The organism is Sporosarcina sp. FSL K6-1540 (assembly GCF_038620285.1).
Taxonomy (GTDB): Bacteria; Bacillota; Bacilli; order Bacillales_A; family Planococcaceae; genus Sporosarcina; species Sporosarcina psychrophila.
Genome location: NZ_CP152018.1, coordinates 2,833,653 through 2,860,355, shown reverse-complemented (window position 1 = coordinate 2,860,355; position 26,703 = coordinate 2,833,653). Strand labels below are relative to the sequence as shown.

The following is a 26,703-nucleotide window of genomic DNA, read 5'->3' as shown; positions in this document are numbered from 1 at the left end:
TTAGTTCCCCTTTCAATGAGCTGCATATTTTTTAAGTTCCAGACGTGCGATTTGATTGCGATGAACTTCATCAGGTCCATCTGCGAGACGCAGCGTTCTTGAATTTGCCCACTGCGCCGCCAATGTATAATCTCCGCTTACACCCGCTCCACCAAACGCTTGAATAGCGCGGTCGATTACACGCAGTGCCATATTTGGCGCCGTCACTTTAATCATCGCGATTTCTGCTCTCGCTTCTTTATTACCAACCGTGTCCATCATATAAGCTGCTTTTAACGTCAAAAGGCGTGCCTGCTCGATATCAATGCGTGATTCTGCAATCCATTCTCGAACGACGCCTTGTTCAGCAATAGATTTCCCAAATGCAGAACGTTGTTGAACACGAATACACATTTCTTCAAGCGCACGTTCTGCGGCGCCAATTAACCGCATGCAGTGATGAATTCGACCAGGTCCTAGACGACCTTGCGCTATCGCGAATCCTTTCCCTTCACCCCACAACATGTTTTCCGCCGGTACACGAACATTGTCAAATGTGATTTCCGCATGTCCGTGCGGCGCATGATCATAGCCAAATACGGAAAGCATTCTCTCAACCTTCACCCCGGGTGTATCAAGTGGCACTAAAATCATCGACTGCTGCTCATGCAACGCAGCATTAGGATCGTTCTTGCCCATGAAAATTGCAACTTTACAACGCGGATCGCCCGCGCCGGAAGTCCACCATTTACGCCCATTTAATATATACTCGTCCCCATCCCTGATAATGCTTGATTGGATGTTTGTTGCGTCGCTAGAAGCGACATCCGGTTCTGTCATAGCAAAGCAAGACCGGATTTCCCCATCTAACAGCGGTTCGAGCCATTGTTTTTTCTGCGCTTCCGTTCCATATCGCACAAGCACTTCCATGTTTCCTGTGTCAGGCGCGTTGCAGTTAAATACTTCTGGCCCTATTAATGATCGGCCCATAATTTCACAAAGCGGTGCATATTCTACATTGGTAAGGCCTGCACCCATTTCACTTTCAGGAAGAAACAAGTTCCATAGACCTTTTTCGCGTGCTTTCATTTTCAACTCTTCTATAATTGACGGGTTTTGCGCCCAGCGATTTTCTTGTGCATTTAGCTGTTCGTCAAAAGTCTTTTCATTTGGATAAACAAGTTCTTCCATAAATGCCGTCAACTTCTGTTGCAATTCAATCGTCTTTTCCGAGTATGAAAAATTCATAATCTCTCTCCATCCTTTCATTCTATAAATAATATGTGTACTAACCGGTTAGTATGTTCTGAATATAACAACTATTCAACATGTTAACGCTTACTAATCGATTAATCAAGTAGATATATGGAATTATAGGATGCCATCGAATTCGCTACGGCGCTAGGGGACGCCTTCGCTTAGTCTGTATAGTATTTATTTGTTCAACATATATAGTTTTATAGAGTAAGGAAGAACAACGTTTAAAAAGGCGCCAGCTATGTAGATGCTGACGCCTTTCGATAAATCTATCCATACAAATGACTACCATTTAAGATTTAAACATACCTAACCAGCCTTTATATTTGAACAATGCCAACATAGACGTTCCTATTACAAGCATAACAATTAATACGATGATGTATCCGTATCGCCAAGTAAGTTCCGGCATGAACTCAAAATTCATCCCGTATACACCCGCTATAAACGTTAGAGGTATGAAAACGGATGATACAATCGTCAGTATCATCATAATACGGTTCATTTGATTCGAATTTATCGATAATTGGCTGTCTCTAATATCAGTTGTTAGTTCCCGGTTAGATTCAAGAATATCTCCGAGTCGTAGTAAATTATCATAGATATCACTAAAATAGGCTTGTTCATTCGCAGATAGCTTTATCCGTTCTGAATTAATTACCCGATGTAAAAGTTCATGCATCGGCAAAATTGTTCGCCTTAATCGCAATAAATTGCTGCGGACTTCGAATACAGAATCCATGGATAAATGAACAGTTGATGGTGCAAGCGTGTCTTCAATATCATCCAGATGATCTTCAATTTTATGAAGTACCGGGAAGTAATCATCGACGATTTTATCGATAATCTGATGCGCAACAAAAACATGTCCTTTTTTCCATTTCCCTGGATTTTGAATAATCCTTTCCCTCGCATTTTCCAGCCCCTGAACCGCCGTATAATGAAAAGTGATGACATAGTTTTTTCCGAGATACAAATTTATTTCTTCTGCTTTTATCGTTTCAGGATTTATGGTATGCAATACAAAAAAAGCATAGTCATCATAAAAATCCAATTTCGGTCGTTGAAGACGGTTCAAACAATCTTCGATAGTCAGCGGATGAAACTGAAAAAATGAATGCAACAAAGAAGCTTCTTCTTCATTTGGCTGTTCCAAATCCACCCAGTACCACTTGAATTGACGAGTATGTATGTCTTCTAACGGAAAATCAAACAATAATTTATTCTCTACTGTGAGTCCCATCGTCCGGATCAAACGAACACCTTCTTTCTAACTCCACAAATCCTGTTCATGAGTAGCCTTCGCTCGATATATATATGTTGAATTAAAGAATCCCATTGAATCTGCTGTGGTTCTCGATAATGAGTGAGTTGTAATTCGGGGTGTGGATTGTAGAACACTTGGCGCTTTGGGGATGACTGCGCTAGGTTGTTCATTATCGAGAGAAATGTGATTTTGGATGTATATGGCGAGATTGTAAGGTGATTACTAGTTGATACTATATAAATTTGAAATAAAGAATTCCATTGAACCGCTACGGCACTCAGTATATATACCTGATTCAACATATATAATTATAGTAAAGAAATCGGCAATCTAGGTTGTAGATTTCATCCCAGCTACTAAAATGCGCTTTCTCACATAGACCATCCAGCGCAGCCGCGACTTCGTGGTAGCCGGAGCGATAAGACTGAAAGTGGTCTTCTTTCTGGCTTATCGCGGGAGGCATCCACAAAGCGCCGAAGCGGTATTAGTAGGAATCCTAATTCATTCCAAGTACAAGGGCTGTTTCAGTGGCCTCCCAAAAGCCCTTGTAAGCGCATACGACGTATTCATTTGTTCAACATATATAGTATACAAAAGAAAATCATTCACCGCATTGTTCACACTCTTTCATCAGCCTTACTGTCTAGTATGAATAGCCGCAAGTTATCCCAAACTCTATGTAGAACTTTAACTATCGTCAGCATAGGAGGCGTTACTATTCAGGATGACAGGAATATATTTTCCTCCCGTAAAAAACTGCTTACCGCCGGAATTCTTCTTTTACTATTAGCCGTTGTTGATTCATTTTTCACCGATTTTGGCATTCAAAAACAGTATATCACTGAAGCGAATCCATTAATGGCACTTATCTACGACACAAACATTTGGGGATTTTACGCCCTTAAAATTAGTTTGCCCTGTGTTTTACTCTATTTACTGACAGAGATTGAACAAAAAAGGTATTTAAAACTATTAGTTGGATCTGCAATTCTGCTTTACAGTGTCGTTCTATTCCAACATATCTATTGGATTTCATTAGTGCTTTAGGACAATGAATCCAAAATAAACACCACTCAATCAACTTAGTGGTGTTTATTCGTGTTACTTTTGTTATTTTAGTTGTTGCTTGTACTCGGTGTACTCCTGATAAAGGGCTGTAACCTCACTAGACTGAGCAGGTGTAAGCGAGCACCAACCATGTTGGAATTGCAAATCATATAATTTTCGATGTTGCTGCGATGTTTCTTTCATCATATCAAATAGTGATGAGTAGAACTTTGAATTGCTCGCTTCAGGCATAGCAATTGCGTAGGAGTTGCACATATTTTTTTCCGTCGCTAATGCTGAGCTTAACAGATCAGAATCATTGACCGCGGACTTTTTAGAAAGCTGTGTTTTAGGATTTTGAATCTTTTTAGTAGAAGTCATTGCATATTACCCCCGTTTTCATTTAGGACAGTTAGCAAATTATCATAGTGCGTCAAGTGCATTTTCCCTGCTTCTTCGAATTGTCGTTTTAAATCAGGCAGTTGGCAACTTTGAGCGGCCTGTCTATACTGTTTCACCGCTAGCAAATTCGAATTTAGCATATTTTGCAAATAGCCAATATCTGAAGTTGACACCATTCTTGGGGGCTCAAAGTAAAGTATCTTCTGTTGTTGTTGCGATTGCCCTTCTGATTGTTGTGGTTGTTCCAGTGGTTCAGGTTGCTTTGGTTCTTGTGATTGCGGTGTTTGCTGTGGTTCTGGTTGTTGTTGTTGTTGTTGTTGTTGTTGTTGTTGTTGTTGTTGTTGTGGCGGTTGCTGCTGCTGTTGCTGTTGTTGTTGTTGTTGTTGTTCTTGTTGTGGCGGTTGCTGCTGCTGTTGTTGTTGTTGTTCTTGTTGTTGTTGCAGCGGTTCTTGTTGTTGTGGCGGTTGCTGCTGCTGTTGTTGCTGTTGTTGCTGTTGTTGCTGTTGTTGCTGTTGTTGCTGTTGTTGTTGTTGCTGTTGTTGCTGTTGTTGTTGTTGCTGTTGTTGTTGTTGCTGTTGTTCTTCTTGCTCCTGCTGTTGAATCTGTATCTGTAGTTCGAGTTGTTGAAGTTGAATTTGCAGTTTTTTTAGTTGTTGAAGCTGTTGTTGTGATTGTGCAGACTCCACACTTCTTAGCTCCTTTCAAACAATTTAATCTTAGTATGAATCTTGCGACAGATATTATACGGTCTAAAATAAAAATACCAGCATATGAATCTAGTCGAAATTGAGTCTTGAAGCCCATCTTCTATCCTTCAGTTTCTAGTGAAAAGTCCTATTTGAATTGGAATAGGCGGTTATGCTGATGTTCGCAGAAATCCATCACTTCTTAAACAACGTGAAGGAGGTGGTAGTTCTATAATCAATTAGTTTAGTAAATTTAAGGATACTGATTCTAGTAAATTAAAAATTCCGTCACCCAATTACCAGGGGAACGGAATAATCTTTTAAAATACCTTTTTACGATCACGCTCATCTTTTAGTAGTTCAACTGATTCCCTAAAGCGCAAAGAATGAATATTTTCCCTCTCCCTCAAAAACCTCAAGGAATCATTGATTAACGGGTCGTCTGAAACGTCGATAAGCCATTGGTATGTCGCTCTCGCTTTTTCTTCAGCTGCGATGTCTTCATATAAATCGGCAATCGGATCACCTTTCGCTTGAATATACGTTGCAGTAAACGGAACCCCGCCTGCATTTTCATAGAAGAGATCGTGACCATGATTGACGAAATGTGCACCAAGGCCAGCCTCTACTAGCTGTTCGGGTGTTGCGTCTTTCGTCAATTTATAAATCATCGTCGCTAGCATTTCGAGATGAGAGAATTCTTCCGTTGCAATATCAGTCAATACCCCGATGACCTTACTTGGAACCGTATAACGCTGATTCATATATCTGAGCGCCGCAGCAAGTTCCCCATCTGCTCCACCATATTGTTCCATAAGGTATTTCGCGAGCGTCGGATTACATGTACCTACCTCAACTGGATACAAGAGTTTTTTTTCATAAACCCACATTACCTATCCCCTCCTTATCGTTGCCATGGCCACGGTGTTGAATTCCAGCGCCATCCAATTTCAATTGCCTGTTCAGAAGGAACTGATGCGAGGGATAAAGGTCCATATCTATTTTCGTATTGGTGTCGTACATGGGCTGCTGCTTTTATTGCTTCCCGCCATTGATCTAGGGCTTCCGCTTCATCGGGATGCGTATCCGTGTACAATGTTAGTTCAACAACGACGAAATCTGCTTGCTGCACGCGTAACATCATTTGGCGTTCTTCTTCAAACGCACTCATGAAATCCCCTCTTCCCGAGAAAATCCATCTGCAAGTGACGGCCAAAGTGTCCCTGTTCGTAACGCTTCTTCAGGTGAGTTTTGAGGGAGTCCCGGTTGCTGGTAATTCATAAAAATTTGTGGCGGCAAAACAAAGGTCTTCACCCGTATAGGCGGACACGGGTCAAGCGGCGAAACGTAAGGCCTATAACTCCCCCGGAACATTGGACGTTCCAAATTTAATCACTCCTCGAACCATCATATGATAGAACCGCCTACTTGATACACTGACATATTTTTCATAATCCGAATGCTTTATCTCATAAATACTATGTGTGACTCATAGGAATAACAATAGAAAGAGGAGGTTGTTTTTTGGTTAAATCGTTTCAAGAGGATGCACTATTTGAACTTCATTTTTGGCTACAAATTTTGGGAGACCATAGCCGTTTCATCCATGACTCATTAGCGCCCAGTGAAATTGAAAATATCAAGATTTCTAATACGTTCATAGAGAAATTCGATCAACTGCTTACAGCTTCTGAACAGCAATTAGAAGAGCAACAGCTTCTCACCCTGCTCCAGAATGCAAAAATCGCAAGTGAGGAAATTCGAACATTTAAATTGCAATTAATTCAGGAACAGTTAATCGGAAATATAAAAATCTCTTTACCTCCATCCTTCATCAACCACATGGTCAATGAAGTAGAAGAAGCGATCCGTCTCTTTTCCTATTTGGAAAAAGGACAGATAGCACCAGCCGTTCATCCACTCCATCATGATTTGCTTTGGTTACTTGACGCCGCCGGTCATGCAGGTGCCATTGACGCAAACCTGGACCGGGTTGAAAAACCACTGCATGAGAAAAGCCGTAAATTTACAAAGGAATGGGAAGACTTCTATTTAAAAGCGATAGAACTTGCTGGTTTCTTACGAACAAACATCATGAAATTCCCTGCTTTAGAAAAGTTCCATAATGATGTTCATTTGGAAATGACAATTTTCCAAGTATTTTTGCACGAATTAGAAGAAATGGAACTGAATAAAGAAGCACTAGGAACTTTCACTGCACTTATGGCTGATCATATGGCTCGAGAGGAAAGTTATTATTTAATGAAATTGGCAGAAACAGCCGGTACCCCATCCCCATCAAGCAATCCTACAAAACCGCGAACAACAGCATAATCGAACCGCTGAAGATTACATCAAAATAAATGAGGCAGCGTCTAACACGATTCTAAATCGTGGCAGACGCTGCCCTTATTGTTGTTCAAGTTTTAACCAACACAACTATTCTTTATGTTTAACAGATAACAAGTCTGTTGATTAACCACTTTCTTACATTATGCACCTGTTAGAAAAGCAAATAAGTCTGCATTTGCAACTATACATTTCTGACTCGCTTTGGACTAAATAATCACAATACCTTTACCTCGGGTTAAATGTGGCTGGAAGTGTTGAAGTCACTTCCAACCACATCCCTTGGGGAGGAATTGTAATTCATTCCTCCTCGGCCATTCTGTTGCGATTATCTGTCCGTCGCGAACCTACAATGTTCAAGTGTTAATGCAACTACTTTAGAAGATGAAAATTCGGGCACTCCATCGATTTTAATAAAGCCTCTTTGCTTAATTTAGCAAAGATTATACAAGTAACAGTGTGACACTGCCTTAAACTCGAAAAGGAAATATTAAAAAGATGGGGTAAGTAGCCAAAATTGCATCTTTGACTGCTCCTTTCTGGATAGGAAAGTAGCTATTCACTCGTTCCCAAAAGCTTCAGTACTAAGTGTACCTATATCTTTGGGGAACGAAGGACGAACGGCAACCCTACACAGCAAGAAATCCCGATAATTGTATAGTAGTCGTTCAGCACAAAGCAATACGAATACACCTGTATATTGGTCGCCTTGTGTCTTATCACAATCGTAAGCGGTATCTCCTGTTTAACTTTGGTTAATCAACACTTGAGACCTTTTACCATTATTTATTTAAATAGATTTTAGCGAAATTATCATTTTCCATTGGATGAGCCTCGAAGCCTTCTACATAATCGGCAAGGCCAATAGGCGGTGTTGTATGAGCTATTGTTACCCATGGAGCATCTTCATGGAATATTTCCTGCGCCTTTTTATACAATTTAATTCGTTCTTCTTGATCGAAAGTTTCACGAGCTTGTTGCAATAAAGATGTAAATTCTTCATTTTTATAAAAAGCACGATTACTAGCGGGTTTCTCAGTGTTAGTGCTACTTAAATTCGGAGATAAGAAATTGTCTGGATCGGCCATCACACCTGTCCAACCGTACATTGCCATCGTATGCTCACCGTTTCCTGTTTTCTCAAGATACGTAGCCCACTCATAGGTTTTGATTTCAGCTTCAATACCAATCGCTTGTAAATTTGCTTGAATCACTTCAGCCGTTTTTAAAGGCTGCGGCATATATGGTCTTGGGTTACTCATTGCCCATATCTCTGTTTTAAACCCATCGGGATACCCGGCTTCCGCCAATAATTTCTTCGCATCTTCAGGATTATATGGATAATCCACAATATCATCATTGTATCCCCAAAGTGATGGTGGTATTGGATTCTTCGCCACTTCGGCATAGCCATTATAGAATGCATCTACTAACCCTTTCTTATCAATAGCCATATTAATCGCTTGACGCACTTTTACATTATCAAACGGTGCCTTTTCCGTATTAAATACCATGAAACCATTATTAAAACTTGGTCGTTTGACCAGTTTTAAACTGTCATTCGCTTCGACTGTATCAGCATCACTAGGGTTCATACCATCAATGATATCTACCTCTCCAGATAATAAGCCATTTAAGCGAGCAGAGTTATCAGGAAGTACCGTGAAAATTATTTTATCCAAAAGTGGTTGACCTTCAATATAGTAATTTTCGTTCGCCTTTAATACAATTTTGTCATTACGTGTCCAACTTTCGAATTCAAATGGCCCCGTACCTACGGGATGTTCAATGAATTTCTCATTGTACTTTTCAATCGCCGCTGGACTTGCCAAACCAAACATCGGAATTGCCAAATAGCTAATAAAAGGAGCTGTCTTTTCTATCAATTTAATTTCAACAGTTGAATTATCGATTGCCTTTACATGTTCAATTTTGTGATTTGGTTCTCCTTTAAATCCTCCATAGAGGAACGGATAATATGTAAAATCCCCAATATGATAAGGATTCTGTGGATCCATCCAACGGTCGAAATTGAAAACGACTGCATCGGCATTGAAATCTGTCCCATCGTGAAACTTAATACCGTTTTTAAGATGAATTGTCCACGTTAACCCATCATCAGCTGTTTCGAAAGATTCCGCCAATTTAGGTTGTAATTCCAACTTCTCATCGTATTCAAATAATGTTTCAAAAATAGCATGTGTAACCCGTATCGACTCGCCGTCCGTTACATTAATTGGATCTAGCCCTACAGAATCCGCACCTCGAGCATAAACTAACGAACCGCCTGCTTTAACTGCCCCATCCTTATTTTCTTCTTTTGAATCTTTCTTATTATCTTCTGAACAAGCCGTAAGTACTAGTAATAGTACCACTAGAATACTAGTCAACCTAAAAGCTTTCCTTTTCACTATAATTCCCCCTTTATTTCAACGGGATAAAAAGTAATATGTGTAGACTCTATGCAGAATGAATTCAGCTCAGTTCACATAACAATTATCTGTATTTTAATCCGATTGATTATACTGATTTATCTTATATAACTATTTTCTACTCGTCAAGGTCACTTTTATTGGTTATATAGGTTGAAATAAAGAATCCCATTGTTAGGCGCCTTCGTTCGGTTTATATGGTATTCATTTGTTCAACATATTTAGCACGATTTCCCCCAGTAGAGTAATGGTAAATAGTGACCTGCACTGGGTTGCATCTCATACAATATAAATAATAGAGATGACTATCGATTCGTCATTTCCAGTCAACTAATATGCAGACATCCTAATTTCCCAATATATAAAAAAGAAAAGTGAATCATGAAAACTGACGGAAAGGAGCAATTTAAGAATGAATCCGCTATTTTCGATTTGGTCACAGCCAAGCACCACAATTCGATACATTATTGGTCATAAATCAATGATGTATCCATTTATCCTAATTTCCATTTCCGCGCTTATCAATAGCATTATGGCATTTGCAGACTTAGGCCTTTTTAACGGTTTGTCATTATTTACAACACTTGTTGTCGTTCTTTTTTCTAGCTTGCTTTCAGGGCTGGCAGGCTGGGGAGTTGTTATAGTTGCGTATACGTGGATTGGTAAATTATTAGGTGGAACAGGGACAATGCGGAAAATGGGCCTTGCAACCGGAGCCAGTGCAATTCCTATGATTTGGACAGCGCCTATAGGAGTCATTGCAATTTCCCTCTACGGACAGCAGCTTTTCGCTACTCCAACAGGCCCGTTAGGTACGAATATGTCCGTAGGCTTCTTCTTCTTTCAAACCTGGATTATGTTAGCTATTTCTATTTTCGGGCTTGTTGTCGAGAGTAAAGCAATTGGAATTGTTCACAACTTCTCTGCATGGCGCGGATTTGGCACAATGATGTTATTTATGTGTTTTATAGTCGTTATTTCAATCATTATCCTTGGATCCATATTTTCAATACTTCTTGCTATGTAGTCGGTACTTAACAAATAGACTGTTCTTCCAACAACGCTTTGTCGCATGGTGATGGCCTCACGTAATAAGCTCGCCAGAAGATCACATAGGAGGGATTGAACTGCATCCCTCCTTGATCTTATTGCTCCGGCGCCTGTAGTATGCGGATGTGCTGCCTTTCATTAGTGGCGCTCCTTCGCTAGATTTGTTCGTTATACGGGTGAGGTATAACATCTAGTAACTCCAAATAAATAGTGCCTAATTTATAGTATTTAATCCGAAGGTTACCTACCTTTAAAATAACTACTGATTAAACGACAAACTTCTATGTTTTCCCCCTAATGACGCTATTACTCTAGTAAATTGGTTCACTATTAAAATTGCATTACTTTTCTAGTCAAATAAATAAGCCCTTATTTTTCCATTTGAATTGCATTAATTTCATCCATATAAATGTATTTTAACCGAATCCCCTTTTGGTAATATTGCATTCTCAACTAATATCACAAAAAATATCCCCCTCGTTTCAGTATAATTTTTTTCTTCTTCTCTCCTATTTATTATTTCAAAATAATTAATCAAACCATATAGAATATTATGACATGTTCAATTCTTTCGTTTAGTAGTATGCTAAAGTTAGTGGATAAATATGATTCCTTAGTTCTACGTATTTCCACGTAGTCACCTGAGCAATCAAGCACTATTATCCCTATTTCCAAAGACTTAAAACACAAAGTTAGAGAAAGAGGTTAGCTGGATGAAAAAAATCTTAATGGGCCTGCGAAACATTAAAACGAAACTAATTACATCTTTTGCAATCGTATTAATTATCCCTGCAATTATTATTGGAGCACTGGCTTATATGACGGCCAAAGACGCGGTTAAATCTGAGATATTGGCTGGTTTCACTGAAAATATCAACTTATTAAATTCAACAATTGATAATACGATGCAACTAAAAACACATGATATAAATACCTTTTCTACAAATATAACTTCAAGGCTATACCAGGGAGATAGTAGTCCTGAACTACGCGAAATCTTCACTCAGTACATAGAACTACATCCGGAAGCCGAAATCATCTATATAGGTACTGACAAAGGTTTATTTATACAAGAACCTGAAGTAGGGATTCCTGCGGATTACGACCCTAGAAAAAGACCCTGGTATATAGAGGCAATGGACAAAAAAGGTGAAGTCATTATTTCCGATCCCTATATTTCGGCGAGTACAAATGAAATGGTTGTTACCCTTTCACAGGTAATAAAAGATGGTTCTGGGGTTGCGGCAGTAGATATCAACTTGAATCATTTACAAAATATAACCAATCAAGTAAAAATAGGTAAATCAGGATATGCCGTTCTAATAGACAAAAGTAAAAAATATATCACGCACCCTACCGAAGCTGCCGGAAATGAAGTAAATATTGGCTTATCCGATAAACTTTATGCTCAGGAAATCGGACAGTTTGACGCTAAGTTCGATGGTGAAGAAAGATTAACGGCTTTCGTAACCAATGAGTTAACCGGTTGGAAGCTCGCGGGATCTGTAGCCACCTCAGAGATTAATGCTGTAGCATTACCTATTCTACAAAGGACCGCTTTGATCATCTTGCTTGCGATCATTATAGGAGCGATAACTGTTTACTTTATTATTAAATCCATCATTAATCCAATCAAAGATCTAAAAGAAAAAGCGATTACAATAAGCCAAGGAGACTTAACACAGCATATCGATGTGCAAACTAACGATGAAATCGGACATTTAGGACAAGCATTTAACGACATGCAGGAAAGTCTCAGAACGTTAATTAAAAACGTTGAAAAGAGTGCAGAATTAGTAGCATCCTCTGCTGAAGAGTTATCGGCAAGTGCGGAACAAACAAGCGATGCTACAGAACAAGTGGCAACTTCCATTCAAGAAGTAGCACATAGTGCAGAAATGCAAACAGATGGTGTAGACTCCGCTGCACATGCATTAGCTGCGATTTCTATTGATGTCACGCAAATTGCAGAAAGTTCTACAATGGCTTCTGAACTATCTTATCGTGCAACGACTGAAGCTGAAATAGGTGGTCAAGCGGTCACAGATACGGTTAATCAAATGACATCAATTCATAAATCTGTTATTGAATCGAACACAATCACCAAATCATTGCATGAGCGATCTAAGGAAGTGCGTTCGATTTTGGATGTAATTACAGATATTGCGGGACAAACAAACCTTCTTGCTTTGAATGCCGCTATTGAAGCTGCAAGAGCTGGTGAACATGGTAAAGGATTTGCTGTTGTAGCTGATGAAGTTCGTAAACTAGCGGAACAATCTCAGAACTCTGCAAAAGAAATCCGTGAAATCGTGGAAGGCATTCAAGTAGATACAGAGAACTCCGTTGAAATCATGGAACGTATTACGGAAAATGTACAAGAAGGTGTAGATGTATCAAATGAAGCCATTGAGAAATTCAATCACATCATTCACAGTATGAAAGAGATCACACCTCAAATGGAAGAAGTCTCGGCCACTGCTCAAAGAGTAGCCGGCGCTGTTCAAGGAGTCACTATCACGGCAAATGAAATTGCAAACAGCGCGCAAGGCAATGCAGCTGCTTCCCAAGAAGTAGCTGCATCTTCAGAGGAGCAGCTAGCTTCGATGGAGGAAATTTCTTCATCGGCTGAATCACTATCCTTTATGGCAGAAGAATTAAAAGAATTGATTTCCAAGTTTAAGTATTAATAAACCTTAGATTTCTTCATGATTAAAAGCTCAACTTTCTCTTGTATGAATAGAGAAAGTTGAGCTTTTATCACGTCTATTAATTAACCAATAGTAACCAGTGAATATCATGATCAGCTACTGGGCGCTACGTGAATAGTTGACTTTGGATTGCTTTGGATTGCTTTGGATAGAATGACTTCTATACGATTACCGAGATGCCTGGATGTGTAGGGGTGCGACTTTGTCGAATCCCTACACATTTTTTCGGTAATCGTATGCTGGTCCTTTATCCGTCGTGATCCAAATCCAAAGTACTCGTAGTGCTGAATCTTTTTTGGACGAAAAAATAGAGGGGCATCTACCTGGATAAAAGCCGCCAAAGATGCAATTTTGGCGGCTGATGCTTCCTATATGGTTTTCACTTTTTTATTAAAGATGTGTCAGTTTCTATAAGACATCACATGAATTAGATGCATAATCTTTACTAAAAGTAAGCAAGGTACGCATTGTACAACGTGCAAGAGTGGCCGAAATTGCATCTTCGGGCACTTACACTCTCTATAGAAAGTCATCTATTCACTTCATTCAAACATAACTGCATTTTTCACTTGAACATTGTAGGGACGCGACAGGCAACAATTCACAACAGGATTACTGAAAAATGTGTGGCTAGAAGTGACGGAGACACTTCTAGCCACACTAGGACCCCTCAGTAAATCTGTCATGAATAGTTAACCGAAAGCGGGCCGAAAATAGTCCAGTGAAAATCAAGATCATTAAGCCCTACTCACCAGTATTTTATGCAACTAAATGGTTAATCAACAGACGTAAGTTTTTATCTTACTATGCTCTATAGCTTATTTGAACCTCCCCTCCGCCTACCCTAAATGACAACTCCAAAATCCGAGTTCAACTGCATCCAAACTGTTGTAAGTGTTTAGTGAGGGCTGTATAGTGGTAGAAAAGAGATAAAGATAATTTACTATATATATTGAACAAATGAATCTCTATATAAACTCAGCGAAGGCGCCGCAGCAGATTCAATGGAATTCTTTATATCAACATATATAGTCCGAATTGGAGATGAAGTATTAATGGAAATTCTTTTATATGTAAGTGCCCTCATTGCATCCTTATCCTTATTGCTTATTGTCATTTTTGTTATCATCACATTAAAAAGTGCAAAACAGACCATGGGAGAGGTTTCAGAAACACTGAAACGGGTTGAGACGAAACTCACTGGCATCACTGAACAATCCGAGCAATTGATGGAAAAGACGAACCGAATTGCCGATGATGCGGAAAACAAACTACAAACATTGAATAGCTTATCCGACTCTGCAAAAAAACTTGGAAACTCCACGGATCATATGAACAGATCGATTCTTGCGATTTCGGATGATGTTGCTACACCTCCCGAAAAATATCGTGATTTTATGGAGAAAGCAACGGTTCTAACTGAGACAGCGGCACGGGTTTATTACCGTTTTCAAAAGGAAAAGCATAAAAATTAAATGAGGTGATTCAATATGGATTGGTTAGGTATTGGTGTACTCATTATCGGAATCGCATTTGCTATACTCGTCATTTATTTATTGAAACCGATTAAAAAACTAGCGTCTGTACTTGGAAGCCTCCAACAGACAACAGATCGTCTGCCAAAGGTATTAGACGATGTAACAAGCCAAGCCACGACCGTACTTCAAGCAAGCAATACGACACTCGCTAACGTCAATCAACAAGTAACTGATATTAGTCCAGTATTCCACATTATCGGAGAGGTAGGTAAAGAGGCAGAAAAGTTCACATCCGCTGCTCTTGATAAAACAACTTCGTTAAAACAACAAACTACTGGCGCAAAGGAATTTGTGACAAGCAAAAAGTATGAAGGTATCTTTGGCCTACTGTCATTCCTATTCTTCCTTTCACAGAAGAGACACGAAATCTCAGAAAAAATGCCTAAAACAAAATCAAATTAAGCAAATAAAAATCGTGTGAAGGGAATCTTAATCCCTCCACACGATTTTTATTCTCCCCTACTAACAGCCTCTTTTGCTTCTTCTTTCATCTTATTAATAGCAATTGTATGTTTCTCACCTTCGCTATACAAGTTTTTCCCAAGAATTACACCAGACCGTTTTTTAGCCATTTTAGTTTTTCTCATTGTATAGAATCCGAGAGCGGCAGTACCATATAAACCACCCAATCTCTTATCCTGCTTGTCTCTATCTGCTTCGCTCATTTTATTCTTAGCGGAAGCAGTCAAATCGACAAGTGAAGAGGACAATATCCTTGTAGACTCACCAACATCACCGACGATATGAAACAAAGGTGACAGCGTTCCAAGCTTTTCATTGACATCAGCAAGAGTGTTATTACTATTTTGGATTAAGTTCCCTGTCTCCTGTAAGATGCCGTCCAATTGAGTTGGTAGTTGTTCAATTGTCTTATCAACACCATTTAAAATAGAAGCAACATTATTCAATACGCGTGCGAGATAAATGGCAAGTACCAATAACGCGATTCCAATCAGCAATACGCCGATTCCCATTAAATCCATATCCATCCCTCATTTCAATTTTTTAAATTAAGTACGTTTTCCACGTTGCCAAGAAGTTAATAGGCTTGAAGCGAATTCAGAAAACTGAATGACGCGCACGAACGGTTTTATCCCCGGCAATGAAGAGTTTTGTGCATAGCGCTCAGTTCGCACTTCCAATTCCTCACTCAATAATGATGACGAATCCCCAACATGCTTGACCGTATAAAAAACACTATTTAATGCCAGTGATTTTTCTTCAATATCTGTTGCCGTAGTATTTGCCTCCGCAATCGTTCGTTCCAATTCAATAACCGACTTATCCAGTTTAGTTTCAAACGTACTGACAGTCTTTCCAACAGTCCCAATGATACCTGACACGCGGAAAAGCAATTTTGCAAAGTATACTGAAACAAGCGCAAACGCGATTGCTACGATAAACACGCTAATATGTATGAAAGCCATTTATCTGCAGCTCCTTCCTTCTCATTTTATACCACTTAGACATGGCCCATGAAACATAAGTATTTTTATGATTAATCAGAAGTTAAAAATCAATCCTTTCTACCTAATCACAAACAACCACTTTATCTCATTCTAACAGATTTATTCTGCATCCCAATTCCAATACGTAATTTCACCTAATGAAACGCAATGAATTCCTTTTAATTCTTGCAGTTTCATTAATTCTTTGACTGGACCTGTAACAACCGCACCGTTCGCTTGGAAACCCTGGTCCCTAAAATGGTCGTACTTCTATAAAATGTTAGGGTCTATTTTGAGCTTTCTATAGCTTTTTCAATTAAGACTGAAAAATGTTTCCGATCAACTGAATCGATTGGCAACTTGCACACTAGATATTCGGAATTCTGTATATGTATTTGTGGTAAATACATCAGATGAAATACTTCCTTTCATTCGCCAATTCTCCGTTTACAAAAGTACGCTCAACGAAAGTAATGCTTTGATCATGCCCTACTAACAAAACAGTAGACGAACGGGTTCCATAATTAGGAGTTTTGATGAAGAGCGGTGATAGTTGCCGTTCGAGGTCCAAGCCTACCCCCGTATTCGGCAATAGTGCATCTGGCGCGACGTCAGCATCAGAAATGAGTTCGAACAGTGCATCAGTATCAATAATAGCGTGTTCCAATACATAATCCCGAAGTGTAGTTCTCCCCTTCACCACTTTCGGCCAAGCAGTGTTTAGAAATTGATTGCTCAAACCATGTGTCCCTGCGGATACTTCCATAATTTCTGGTTGCTTATTGGAAAAGTAGAATAAGGAATCAGCATCACCAACGAGAATGTTGAATCCTGCATAATCATCTTTTCTCTCTTTTAACGTTTCGAGGAAAACTTCGGGCGACACGTTCCCCGCCAAAAAATTTGTGACGATATCCCCCCGCGTTTTTTTGTCGGCATTAGCTTCTCCCGGATCACGGTAATTCGTCAATGCTGCAAATCGACCAGACTTCGTTATACCGAGCCAAGTCCCCATATGCAATAAATCACGTCCTGCCAATATATCAGGCTGATCCGTCCAAAATTCTGCGGAAGCTGTCGGACGTTCATAAAACTCATCTCGATTCGCGGCTACAATCAATTTGTACGTCGGATGTTCATCGTAATGAAAATTAATCAGACACACTTTCTCACGTCCTTTTAACCTTTATTATACATTGAATCAATACTAAGTTTCTGAACAATGATGTAACATATATTCATTCGGTTAGAAATTGACAAAAGACTAAATTTTCGTTCACACTAGTAATAATCTATGCTCCTTTTGATAGTGTAGGGCACTGATTGAGTCATCATTTCCCTCTCTACAATTGGTATTTTTTATTTTTCTGCAAGTAATTTAGATATAGCAATCAATTGTTTTACATATTTCCACTAATAATTCAGTGGGTACCTTAGATTTAGGAGGTGAATTAAAACTATGATGTTAGAAATTAAAAATAAAAAAACATTGAACAAAGCTAAAATTACAACCTTTATATTTTACACTATTTTTTTCACACTGCTTGTAGGTTGTAAACAGAGTAGCACAGATTGGGCATTCCATTTTGTAGTATGGAACGAAGATATATACGAAATTGATAAATCGGTTATTGTTGATGTAGAGAAAGAAATTGGCACGGTGAAAAAGTATGTAGAAAATGAAGGATACTATAAAGGGGTTTTTTCAAATTTCGTTCCAAAAGGTACAAAGTTATATAAGATAAAAGATATAAATGTTAACGAAGCAATAGCAGTAGAGTTAGATGGCTATTATATTGAAGCGAGAAACCAGGGAAAGTATGGAGAATAAAAAAAGGCATTTGGCACTAATGCAATTCGGAATTTTGTCTGTACCAGCGGTCTTAAATTTAGTTTGTTTATTAAAATAGTCGAAAGGGGTGGTGAAATGCTTGATATCTCTACTTTGAGCGCATTTATTATCGTCGTCATCGGATTGTTTTTGATACCAGGACCTGCTGTCTTATTAACGATTACCCGGGCGGCACAGGGAGGTCGTAAAACCGGAATCATGACTGGACTTGGCATAGCAACAGGTGATTTCATTCATACGTTATTTTCTGCTGTCGGATTTTCAGCAATCCTAATGACTTCCGCGGTTGCTTTCAATGCTGTGAAATTCGCAGGAGCGTCCTATTTATTATATATGGGTATTCGGGCGATTTTGGCAAAAGCTTCGACAACCAAGATGCCTGATATTTCACAGGTGTCAGCATCACGCGCTTACGGGCATGGTATTTTGGTGGAAGCTTTGAATCCGAAAACTGCTCTTTTCTTTTTAGCTTTTTTCCCACAATTCGTAAAGCCGGAAAATGGGTCAACCTTTATCCAATTTCTAATTCTAGGCATTATTTTCGTTGCATTGAGTATGATCTATACAACAATTTTGGCAATTGGTACGGGTACGATTGGGCGACTGATGAAGCCGAGATTAGGGATTGGCCGGTGGGGCGGAAAAATTTTAGGATTAGTTTATATCGGCATTGGTTTTAAAGTCATTTTTCAAAGTCGTTAACACTTTATTGGTCTAGATAACTACATTTTTCAATAAGAGGTTTCGTGAAGTTAACAAGAACCGGGTCTCTAAAACTTGTTTAGTATAAGTCCCTAAAATCATAATTTCCAGCTCTGTATCAAGATCAAACACCCTATTTATGTTGAACAAATAAATATGGCGTATGCACTTTACAAGGCTTTTGGGAGGCTGTTGAAAAGTCTGATACCTAGTATAAAATAGAACTCCTACCAATACCGCTTCGACGCTTTGTGGATGCCTCCCGCGATAAGCCAGAAAGAAGACCCCTTTCAGTCTTATCGCTTCGGCTACCACGAAGACGCGCCTTCGCTGGATGTTCTATGTGAGAAAGCGCATTTCATTATTAGTGATGAAATCTGCAACCTAGATTGCGTCTTTCTAGACTATAATTATATATGTTGAATCCGGTATATATACTGAGCGAAGGCGCCTTAACAGGGGTAGCCAACCGAACAACGAAGAGTTCGGTTTGTATAATTTCTGCGTTCTTTGCAGAAATTATACAGTTAATGCCAAGAGGTTATTCCAGATAGGTTAAAGAATACCTCATCTGGCTTATGGCGTGAGGCATCCCCTAGCGCCGTAGCGGTTCTATGGAATTCTTTATTTCAATTTATATAGTATCAACTAGTAATCACAATACAATCTCTCCATATACAACTCAAAATCACATTTCTTTCGATCATGAACACCCTAGCGCAGGTGCGGCAAAGGCATCCCCAAAGCGCCAAGCGTTCTACAATCCACACCCCGAATTAATACTCTCTCCTTATTGAGTTCCACAGAGATTCAACGGGGTTCTTTAATTTTATAACACCCACTCCCCATCACTTGAATAATAACAATTGACAATCAATACGCGTTGTAACTATAATGATTACACCGGGAGGTTACTTGCAATGAAAATCAGTAGTCGCTTTACAGTTGCAGTTCATATTCTATCCCTCGTGGCGATTGAAAGTAACGAGCTTTGTACTTCGGAATGGATTGCGGAAAGTGTGAATACAAATCCTGTAGTCATACGAAGAATAATTGGTAAACTAAGAAATGCAGGACTTATTCAAGTTCGGCAAGGTCTTGGGGGAGCTACGCTTCAAAAACCTTTAAAAGATATTACTTTACTCGATGTGTACAGAGCAGTCGAAGTCGTGGAAGAAGGCGAACTTTTTCAATTTCATGAAAAACCAAATCCAAATTGCCCGGTTGGCGCCAACATTGAGGCAGTTCTTGAGCTGATTTTACTTCGAGCTCAAGAAGCGATGGAATCTGTGTTACATGAAATTACGATGGAAGAATTAGTATCGGTATTAACACAAAAAATCGGATAGTTCATTCGATTTTTTAGCCGTCGCTGTAACTGTAACCATTACAGTTACAGTTGGATTAATTATAGCCAATGGCTTCAAATCACTAGGCGCGCATTATTTTATGTGCATAAAAAAACTAATTTACTGGAGGATTTAAACATGAAAATTGGAATTATCGGAGCTACAGGAAAAGCAGGAAGCCTTATTGTAAAAGAAGCGAATGACCGTGGACACGAAGTAACAGCTATCGTTAGAAATGCAGCAAAACTAACTGAAGAAAATGTTGTCGCCCTCGAAATAGATATATTTGATCTACAAGCTGAAGACCTTCGTCAATTTGATGTTGTTGTAAATGCATTCGGTGCTCCTGCAGGACAGGAACATCTTCATCTAGATGCCGGAAGAGAGTTAATAGAGGCGTTTGAAGGCGCTCCAGAAACAAGATTAATTGTTGTAGGTGGCGCGGGAAGCTTGTTTGTAGATGAAGCAAAAACCATCCGTCTAATTGACACACCGGAATTCCCTGAAGAATACTTTGCAACTGCTTCCAATCAAGGAAAGAACTTAGAAGACCTGCAAAAGACGAGTGGAGTTAAATGGACATTCATTAGCCCAGCAGCATTCTTTAATCCTGAAGGAAAAAAAACGGGTTCGTATCAAAAAGGAAAAGACAATTTAATCGTGAACTCAAAAGGTGACAGCTATGTAAGCTATGCTGACTATGCAATTGCAGTTCTTGATGAAATCGAAAATCCTCAACATATAAATGAACGTTTCACCCTTGTTTCTGAAGCGGAATAACTTAGTTTTAGGAGATGAGAACAATGCAAACAGAAACTAGGAAACCCGGAATTGAAATTGGAATATATACATTTGGGGATCTTGGTCCAGATCCCCTAACTGGAAAAACAATAAGTATTCAACAGCGCCTTCATGAAGTATTGGCTATTGGAAAGCTGACTGAAGAAGCCGGACTTGATATTTTTGGTGTCGGTGAGCATCACCGCTTAGACTATGCCGTATCAGCTCCGCCAGTTGTTCTGGCGGCAGTGGCACAAAACACGAAGCGTATTAAATTGACGAGTGCAACGACTGTTTTGAACACAGTCGACCCTGTTCGCCTATTCGAGGATTTTGCTACACTCGATTTAATTTCGAATGGTCGCGCTGAGATTATTACAGGTCGTGGTGCATTCGTTGAATCTTTTCCGTTATTCGGTCATGACTTAAACAATTATGACGAACTGTTCGATGAAAACATACGACTGCTTCAAGAATTGAATACCAATGAAATCGTCAATTGGAATGGGTCATTCCGTTCGCCTTTAACTAATTCTATGATTGCCCCGCGCCCTGTTCAAAATAAACTGCCGATTTGGGTTGGTGTAGGTGGAACACCTGATAGTGCAATACGAGCTGGAAAACTTGGAACTGGTTTAGCATTAGCTATCCTTGGTGGGGATCCAATTCGTTTCAAACCACTTGTTGATTTGTATCGCCAAGCTGGCATAAGTGCCGGACATCGTTTAGAGGATTTAAAAGTGGCTGTAACAGGACATACGTATATAACAAAGACATCCCAACAAGCGAAAGACGAATTTTATCCTTACTATGCAAATTATTGGGGATATGTGAACAAACAACATGGAATGATTACGAGAATATCCCGCTCTGATTTCAATTATATGGCCAGTCCCGAAACCGGATTATTTGTCGGCAGCCCTCAGCAAATAATTGAGAAGATTCTCCACCAACACGAACTATTTGGACATCAACGATTCATTGCACAAATGGATATCGGCGGCTTGCCGTTTTCTAAAGTCGCAGCGAGTATTGAAATGTTAGCAACACAAGTAGCTCCGATCGTTCGGCGTGAAACGGCTCGTTAAGGTATCTCATAATAATCTATCTGGAAACATAGAAATCAATTGATACCGTATAAGTAATAGCTTCACTTATTTATATGTTGAAACACATGACTGCTTACTTTTGTGATAAAACACTAGAAGCCTTATGTACATGTGCTTTTGAATCGCTTTGGACTGAACGACTACTGCACCATTATCGGAATTTCTTGCAGCGTAGGATGCGACTTTGTCGCATCCTACGCTGCTTTTTCGTTAATTGTATGGGGGCCCTTCGTCCGCCGCTCTTCAAAGGTACAGCTACACTAAGTTCTGATGCTTTTGGGAACGAGTGAATAACTACATTCCTATCCATAAAGGGGCAGCCAAAGATGCAATTTTGGCTGCCTAATCCCACTCTATAGTATTTCCTTTTTGTATTTTAGAAAGGGTCACTTTCTATATGGCATCACATTGTTACTTGTATGATTTTTGCCAAAGTAAGTAAGGAAAGCTTGTTAAATGCAGCAGAGTGCCCGAAATTTCATCTTCGGGCACTTGCAACTTTTATAGAAAGGTAGTTATTCTTCCATCTTCCAAAGTAGTTGCATTTTCCACTTAAACATTGTAGGTATGTGGTGGACAGTTAGTTGTAACAGGATTACCGAAAAGAGTGTAGCTGGCATTTCCAGCCACATTTAACCCGCGGTAAAGGTGTTGTAATCATTTCGTCCAAAGCTAGCCGCAAATGTACAAGTCAAACGTAGACTTTTAAGCTTTTCTTAAGGTTTAGGCTGTCCCTTGTAAGGCGCCTTCGCTTAGTTTATATAGGCATCCATTTGTTCAACATGTAACAGTTTAATAGTAGTAGATGAATGGGGAGATTACTTGCACTCCTATTTTTTCGTATTACACCACTCATTTATAAATAACATAAGCGTCTTGGTAAATACCACTAATTCTTCAATGTTTATCTTTTCATCGACTGAATGTGCCTCTTCCAACTTTCCAGGACCATAGATAACAGTTGGAATTCCTGCTGCTCCTAGCCAGCCCGCATCTGTTACTGATCTCGACATACCTATTATTGCAGGACTTTTTTCGGTTTGTTCATGACAATGCGCAAGAAGTTGAACAGCTGCATGGTCCGCATTCATTTCAAGCGCCGGAAATATTTCTCCACGTTCTTCAATCATTGATTTTCCACCCCAGCGAAAGTGAATGGGATTTTCTCTTAACCACGTGTCTGCTTTTGCTACATGGTTCAAATGCTCTTCGATTTCTTTTGTTACAGATTGATAGGTTTCATTCGGATAGAAATGAACGGTGATCCAGAGCCGACATTCATCCGCCACAAAAGCTGCATGCCTTCCTCCTTCTATAACTGCTGGATTAATAGTAGTGGTGCCAGGCGCAAAACCCGGATATTTTTTTGTCACAGCCCAGTGACGTTCTAAATCTTGTAATCCAGCAATAACCTTCATCATCTTTTCTATCGCACTAGCCCCATTAACCGAACCGCCTGCATGAAGCATACTCATCCTCATTGCATCATGGAAAACTTCCTTACTTTTAATCGTTATCCAGCCGGTAATCACACCACCCTGACCATGGATTTGACGATCACTGCCATCGACTACAAGTGCAAAGTCTGCTGTATAGCCTTTTTCCATACATGAAAGTGTTCCAGCCTCTCCCGCTTCCTCCCCAATGACAGTCTGAATTTGCAAATCACCTTTCAGTTCCACACCTAGTTCGTTTAATAATTTAACGGCTAGTAAAGTCGCCGCTACTGCACCTTTCATATCGGATGTTCCTCGCCCATATGCGTTGCCATCTTTAGTCGTTAGTTCAAAGACAGGCACAGTCCACTCTGTTTCATCCCCCACTTCCGCAACGTCTATATGTCCATTAATGATTAGGCTGTTATACAGGTTTCCATCCGTTCCCTTTTTAACGCCTACAACGTTCGGGTCGCCAGGAAATACATCCCAACTAACCGTTTCAAATTTTTCTTGTGCTAAAAAATCTTGAATATACCGCTGTACGCCTGTTGTATTTCTTGCCGGTGGACTAACTGTCGGGAAACGAACGAGGTCCGCTAGCAATTGCACTAACTCCTCTAGACGTTCATCAACTAGGTTACTAATTCTATTTTCCATTTTACTCATCCATCCCTTATCTATATTTTTGGTAGGTGAATCTATATACGTTGTAATAAAGAATTCCATTGAATTCACTACGGCGCTAGCCCTTGTAATGCGCCTTCGCGCAGTTCACTATCTTTATTTCATTTGTTCAACATATATACACTGGAACAGAAAACAGCCGCTTTCCATAATCGGAAGGCGGCTGTTTTCTACGTATATAAAGACATTGAGTGTAGAGTTTCAGCTGCTTCCCTACGCTAGTATGAACTAGATCAGGTTCGAAGGGTTTACATCTATGATGTGTCTCAGCCTAAACGGCTCCCCTAGCAGTATCTATTTAGTTTTTTCTTCTTCACAATGCATCTGTTCTTTCTTCCCCTTTAGGAAGATAGTTCGATAAGTCGATATCACGTAACCCGTTCTTTATTTTAGTTGTGTAACCTAAATTTTCATTCGATAAAAACGAAGCTTTTGAAGCAATCATTTCTTCTAATAAAGGCAAATACGTCGGATCAATATCTTTCCAAAGTTTGTACGAATTTATTAAATCCTCTAAAGTCAGATGCTTGTAATCATCGCCTTTATAGTCACGTAATGCGGAAATACGATACCAAATATCGCCATTATCACGAATCCAATCATCTTTATCCGCTACAATCGCTGTTTGTATAGCCTGCGCTGTATCTAAATACTTCTGATCACCGAACTCATTATAAGCCATGAGTAAAACGTTCATACCGCCCAACACATGATTCATAGAGGCATGTGTCGTTACTTGCTGTGCAATCGGGAAGTAATCCGCGATGTAGTAAGACTCGTCATTCACAGGAATGACGTTTCCTTTACTTTTTTGTGAGACTAGTAAGTCAGCATAATTACGCAATGGCTCTTTCGCATTCTCAATTCCAAAATCAGCACCACTATTATAGTAGAAAAGCGCGATTTGCTCATTAAAACGTGTATCAATGAATGGAGCTGTAATGTCATATAAATCTTTCAAATAGGTGCTTGTAACTTCTGTTTCCCAATAATCTTTGTCACCTTTGAAATTCTTCAAGTTAACAAATGAGTTGTAAATTAAGTTCTCAAAATAACGATCCTCTTGCTCATTATATAAAACCAGCGCACGATCTTCTTTTAATAGAAGTAAGTTCCGCCCATATCCTTGCCCTGTGTCAGGCATTGGCTCTGTGGTTATCGCCATTTTATTGTATGGGCCACCCGCCGTGTACCAATTATTACGTTTTTTATAATACTTAGCTGACTCAAGCATCCAGCTCTCCATATTCTCTTCATTCGCAAATAATTGGTCATCCGCATTCATATACCACTGATCTACAATGTCATTGCCTTTTGAATTTAACGTATGCACAGATAATAATGTTGTTCCAACCTGAGCATAAGACAGTGCCTCTTTTTCACCGAGCAATTGACGCATGTAACTGTAGCCATCATTCTCATACTCTAATGACAATTGCTTTGACAAATAAGACTGACCAACCATCCGCTCCTTCACTGATCCATCTAGCTTCACAAATTGGAGTAAACCTGTCGGATAGGATGTTGTGTCACTGCCAAAAACGTCTTTATCATTACGTTTAATCTTGTATTTATCATAACGGTTTAGCTCAAATGAAGCCACTTCATTTTCTTTTTGAATGACATCTACTGTTACAGCAGATTCAGTAGGGTTAATGATTTTCGAAAATAAGAAGTAATCGCCATTATCAAATGAACGAACCGTTAACTCAATGGTCGCACCTTCTATACCGATGTCATAAGTGTAAATATTATCTCGTGAAAATGAGTTATCGATTCTCGTATGATTCGTGAAAAGTATATTCTCTGTCGATCTTAGGTAAATCGGATGTTCATCAAATGACACCTTCATTAAATTCACAGCAGAGGGAATCCGAGTAAAATTAGGCGACAGCTCTAAGTTCGTTAATTCATATTTTTTGGTAGTTGCAATGTTCCCCTTCTCCACAAGTACTTGATGCAGAATCACCGCAAAAGTAGCGCGGTCTACTTGTGATCCGTGATTGAATAGACCTTTTTGTATGCCTGGCATAATTCTGTATTGTGGAACTGCGCCTACACTTCCTTTATCCAATGAAATAAGACTTGGCCATTCGATTAATGCACTATCTTGCAAATTAAATGCATCTACTAATGCCAACTCCATTTGCCTACGTGTTAAAGGTTCTTCCATACCAAAAGAATTGCCTGTCACGTCTTTGATTAAAAATTCATATCCCGCTTTTGTAAAAGATTGAGTAGCCTCTCCAACTGTCATTGCTAGATCCGGACGAAATTGCATATCGCCGTAACCCGTCAATATGCCCATTTCTACAAGTTGCATAACTTCATTTTTCGCCCAGTGGCTATTTGGAATATCCGTAAATTTTGCAGCTGTCGTGACGTCTTCTGATTTAACGACTTGAGCTTCTGCCGCGTTAGCTGTTAATACAACAGTAGCTGACGTCGGTAAAGCTACCGTTAATGCTAAAGCGAGAAACAGTGTAGTTATTTTCTTCATTTTTGTTTAAAGCCCTCCTTTAGTTAAAATTAATAACATCAAATTATAGTTAAGTATAATTATAACACTTTTGGATACTATTTTGGAGTTCATCCACAGGAGAAAGCAAGGCTGAACAATAG

At 39.4% G+C, this 26,703-nt stretch carries 23 protein-coding genes, 1 pseudogene and 1 riboswitch; of the genes and pseudogenes, 11 read left to right on the top strand and 13 right to left on the bottom strand.

Annotated features, from left to right (window positions below; all coding sequences use genetic code 11):
* Window positions 1-12: 12 nt before the first annotated feature.
* The 3 genes from MKY15_RS13545 to MKY15_RS13535 all read right to left on the bottom strand — a co-directional run bounded on the left by MKY15_RS13545 (window position 13) and on the right by MKY15_RS13535 (window position 3,931).
* On the bottom strand, window positions 13-1,227 hold the full coding sequence (locus tag MKY15_RS13545; RefSeq protein ID WP_342537757.1) for an acyl-CoA dehydrogenase: 1,215 nt from the start codon (window positions 1,225-1,227) through the stop codon (window positions 13-15).
* A 301-nt stretch (window positions 1,228-1,528) separates the two neighbouring features.
* Window positions 1,529-2,491: a magnesium/cobalt transporter CorA gene (gene corA / locus MKY15_RS13540; protein ID WP_067206826.1), complete on the bottom strand. Its 963-nt coding sequence runs from the start codon at window positions 2,489-2,491 to the stop codon at window positions 1,529-1,531.
* A gap of 1,122 nt (window positions 2,492-3,613) precedes the next feature.
* On the bottom strand, window positions 3,614-3,931 hold the full coding sequence (locus MKY15_RS13535; RefSeq protein ID WP_067206824.1) for a spore coat protein: 318 nt from the start codon (window positions 3,929-3,931) through the stop codon (window positions 3,614-3,616).
* Window positions 3,932-4,130: 199 nt separating this feature from the next.
* Between MKY15_RS13535 and MKY15_RS13530 the strand changes: the two genes are divergently transcribed.
* The gene (locus MKY15_RS13530; protein WP_342537756.1) at window positions 4,131-4,742 is read left to right on the top strand and encodes a hypothetical protein; all 612 of its coding nucleotides are present in this window, start codon (window positions 4,131-4,133) and stop codon (window positions 4,740-4,742) included.
* Window positions 4,743-4,958: 216 nt separating this feature from the next.
* Here the strand turns inward: MKY15_RS13530 and MKY15_RS13525 are convergent, their stop codons facing one another.
* From MKY15_RS13525 to MKY15_RS13515, 3 genes are read right to left on the bottom strand one after another with little or no spacing between them, the layout of a single operon-like run.
* Window positions 4,959-5,528 (bottom strand): manganese catalase family protein, encoded by a 570-nt coding sequence (locus MKY15_RS13525; protein ID WP_067206819.1) that lies wholly within the window; start codon window positions 5,526-5,528, stop codon window positions 4,959-4,961.
* Window positions 5,529-5,542: 14 nt separating this feature from the next.
* Window positions 5,543-5,809 carry a spore coat protein CotJB gene (locus MKY15_RS13520; RefSeq protein ID WP_067206816.1) on the bottom strand — a complete coding sequence of 89 codons (267 nt, stop codon included), beginning with the start codon at window positions 5,807-5,809 and terminating at the stop codon, window positions 5,543-5,545.
* Window positions 5,806-6,024, bottom strand: coding sequence for a spore coat associated protein CotJA (locus MKY15_RS13515; protein WP_067206814.1), 219 nt, complete (start codon window positions 6,022-6,024; stop codon window positions 5,806-5,808). The genes MKY15_RS13520 and MKY15_RS13515 overlap by 4 nt, the downstream gene beginning before the upstream one ends.
* A gap of 138 nt (window positions 6,025-6,162) precedes the next feature.
* On the opposite strand from MKY15_RS13515, the gene MKY15_RS13510 reads away from it, so the two are divergent.
* Complete coding sequence (locus MKY15_RS13510) at window positions 6,163-6,972, top strand: DUF2935 domain-containing protein (RefSeq protein ID WP_067206812.1); 810 nt, start codon at window positions 6,163-6,165, stop codon at window positions 6,970-6,972.
* 797 nt (window positions 6,973-7,769) lie between these two features.
* On the opposite strand, the gene MKY15_RS13505 is transcribed toward MKY15_RS13510, so the two are convergent.
* Entirely contained in the window at window positions 7,770-9,398 is a 1,629-nt protein-coding gene (locus tag MKY15_RS13505; protein WP_342537755.1) for an ABC transporter substrate-binding protein, read from the bottom strand.
* 433 nt (window positions 9,399-9,831) lie between these two features.
* On the opposite strand from MKY15_RS13505, the gene MKY15_RS13500 reads away from it, so the two are divergent.
* From MKY15_RS13500 to MKY15_RS13485, 4 genes are all read left to right on the top strand, one after another.
* Complete coding sequence (locus MKY15_RS13500) at window positions 9,832-10,446, top strand: YIP1 family protein (RefSeq protein ID WP_342537754.1); 615 nt, start codon at window positions 9,832-9,834, stop codon at window positions 10,444-10,446.
* Window positions 10,447-11,182: 736 nt separating this feature from the next.
* A complete protein-coding gene (locus MKY15_RS13495; RefSeq protein ID WP_342537753.1) occupies window positions 11,183-13,159 on the top strand; it encodes a methyl-accepting chemotaxis protein in 1,977 nt (658 codons plus the stop codon).
* Between the two features lie 1,076 nt (window positions 13,160-14,235).
* A complete protein-coding gene (locus MKY15_RS13490) occupies window positions 14,236-14,655 on the top strand; it encodes a DUF948 domain-containing protein (RefSeq protein ID WP_067206802.1) in 420 nt (139 codons plus the stop codon).
* 15 nt (window positions 14,656-14,670) lie between these two features.
* Complete coding sequence (locus MKY15_RS13485; protein ID WP_067206799.1) at window positions 14,671-15,120, top strand: DUF948 domain-containing protein; 450 nt, start codon at window positions 14,671-14,673, stop codon at window positions 15,118-15,120.
* Window positions 15,121-15,167: 47 nt separating this feature from the next.
* On the opposite strand, the gene MKY15_RS13480 is transcribed toward MKY15_RS13485, so the two are convergent.
* The 4 genes and pseudogenes from MKY15_RS13480 to MKY15_RS13465 all read right to left on the bottom strand — a co-directional run bounded on the left by MKY15_RS13480 (window position 15,168) and on the right by MKY15_RS13465 (window position 17,331).
* Complete coding sequence (locus tag MKY15_RS13480; RefSeq protein WP_082786505.1) at window positions 15,168-15,701, bottom strand: DUF948 domain-containing protein; 534 nt, start codon at window positions 15,699-15,701, stop codon at window positions 15,168-15,170.
* A gap of 27 nt (window positions 15,702-15,728) precedes the next feature.
* A complete protein-coding gene (locus MKY15_RS13475) occupies window positions 15,729-16,145 on the bottom strand; it encodes a DUF948 domain-containing protein (RefSeq protein WP_067206796.1) in 417 nt (138 codons plus the stop codon).
* A gap of 141 nt (window positions 16,146-16,286) precedes the next feature.
* Window positions 16,287-16,377, bottom strand: a pseudogene (locus MKY15_RS13470) (hypothetical protein); the annotation flags it as partial.
* Between the two features lie 198 nt (window positions 16,378-16,575).
* On the bottom strand, window positions 16,576-17,331 hold the full coding sequence (locus MKY15_RS13465; RefSeq protein WP_342537752.1) for an NRDE family protein: 756 nt from the start codon (window positions 17,329-17,331) through the stop codon (window positions 16,576-16,578).
* 294 nt (window positions 17,332-17,625) lie between these two features.
* Between MKY15_RS13465 and MKY15_RS13460 the strand changes: the two genes are divergently transcribed.
* From MKY15_RS13460 to MKY15_RS13440, 5 genes are all read left to right on the top strand, one after another.
* A complete protein-coding gene (locus tag MKY15_RS13460; protein ID WP_067206789.1) occupies window positions 17,626-17,997 on the top strand; it encodes a hypothetical protein in 372 nt (123 codons plus the stop codon).
* A gap of 96 nt (window positions 17,998-18,093) precedes the next feature.
* The gene (locus MKY15_RS13455) at window positions 18,094-18,720 is read left to right on the top strand and encodes a LysE family translocator (RefSeq protein ID WP_342537751.1); all 627 of its coding nucleotides are present in this window, start codon (window positions 18,094-18,096) and stop codon (window positions 18,718-18,720) included.
* Between the two features lie 920 nt (window positions 18,721-19,640).
* Window positions 19,641-20,069: an Rrf2 family transcriptional regulator gene (locus MKY15_RS13450; protein WP_067206781.1), complete on the top strand. Its 429-nt coding sequence runs from the start codon at window positions 19,641-19,643 to the stop codon at window positions 20,067-20,069.
* Between the two features lie 138 nt (window positions 20,070-20,207).
* Window positions 20,208-20,849, top strand: coding sequence for an NAD(P)-dependent oxidoreductase (locus tag MKY15_RS13445; protein WP_342537750.1), 642 nt, complete (start codon window positions 20,208-20,210; stop codon window positions 20,847-20,849).
* A 23-nt stretch (window positions 20,850-20,872) separates the two neighbouring features.
* Window positions 20,873-21,937 carry an LLM class flavin-dependent oxidoreductase gene (locus MKY15_RS13440; protein ID WP_342537748.1) on the top strand — a complete coding sequence of 355 codons (1,065 nt, stop codon included), beginning with the start codon at window positions 20,873-20,875 and terminating at the stop codon, window positions 21,935-21,937.
* An 851-nt stretch (window positions 21,938-22,788) separates the two neighbouring features.
* Here MKY15_RS13440 and MKY15_RS13435 read toward each other — a convergent pair.
* Together MKY15_RS13435 and MKY15_RS13430 are read right to left on the bottom strand one after the other, a co-directional pair.
* The gene (locus MKY15_RS13435) at window positions 22,789-24,054 is read right to left on the bottom strand and encodes an acetylornithine deacetylase (protein WP_342537747.1); all 1,266 of its coding nucleotides are present in this window, start codon (window positions 24,052-24,054) and stop codon (window positions 22,789-22,791) included.
* A gap of 220 nt (window positions 24,055-24,274) precedes the next feature.
* A riboswitch (TPP riboswitch) is annotated at window positions 24,275-24,377 on the bottom strand.
* A 17-nt stretch (window positions 24,378-24,394) separates the two neighbouring features.
* Window positions 24,395-26,581 carry an S-layer homology domain-containing protein gene (locus MKY15_RS13430; protein WP_342537746.1) on the bottom strand — a complete coding sequence of 729 codons (2,187 nt, stop codon included), beginning with the start codon at window positions 26,579-26,581 and terminating at the stop codon, window positions 24,395-24,397.
* Window positions 26,582-26,703 lie beyond the last annotated feature (122 nt).